Origin of the sequence: Bifidobacterium sp. B4142, from assembly GCF_026537325.1 — a bacterium.
Taxonomy (GTDB): Bacteria; Actinomycetota; Actinomycetes; order Actinomycetales; family Bifidobacteriaceae; genus Bombiscardovia.
Map to the genome: position 1 here is coordinate 1 of NZ_JAFNMJ010000019.1, position 641 is coordinate 641.

1 pseudogene is annotated in these 641 nt (G+C 56.8%); it reads left to right on the forward strand.

The features are described 5' to 3' along the window. Window positions 1-45 precede the first annotated feature (45 nt). Window positions 46-641: pseudogene (locus J3U06_RS09305) on the forward strand (hypothetical protein); the annotation flags it as partial.

Genomic DNA, 641 nt, shown 5'->3' on the forward strand with positions numbered 1-641 from the left:
AATAATCCGAATGAGTTGTTTGCGACTGATAAGGATGGCAATCCTATGCCTGCGCAGAATTCGGATGGTTCCATCAATTTCGGGGAGGCTAAGGAGAAGCAGGGTCTTGATGGTTATTTCAAGATGGTCACGTGGCCTGTGACCACGAACCGGGATGGGAGCGCTTGCACGGTCAGTCCTGAAGTGTACAACCCCATGAGTGTCGGTCTTGTGGGGATAGATGACAACATGTCCGCTTCGACGAAGGACAGGAACCTGACTGCGGGGCAGACCATCAATACGGCTTTTTACAAGTATGATGTGGCTCGTCCTAAGGATCCGACGATCACGAAGATCGAGAATGACGCGAACAGTCCTTTGGATGCTTCGGGGAGCGTGTATACCAGCAGGCTTGCTCCGGTGGTCAGTGGTGAGTGCACGCCTTCCAGGGATGAGGCGCATCCCAACAAGGTTGTTCTTTATGGGGAGGATCCTGCCAATCCCATCGGCGGCGGGCAGGGCCGGAATGATGACGCCTTGGCCAGAAGCGCGGACACGTGGGGGTTCAGGCTGGGCGAGGCCGAGTGCAGGGTCGATGCTGGCAGCAGGCAGGGGGGCTCCTGGCAGGTACAGGACGACAATAAGCAGTATCCGGCGCCGGA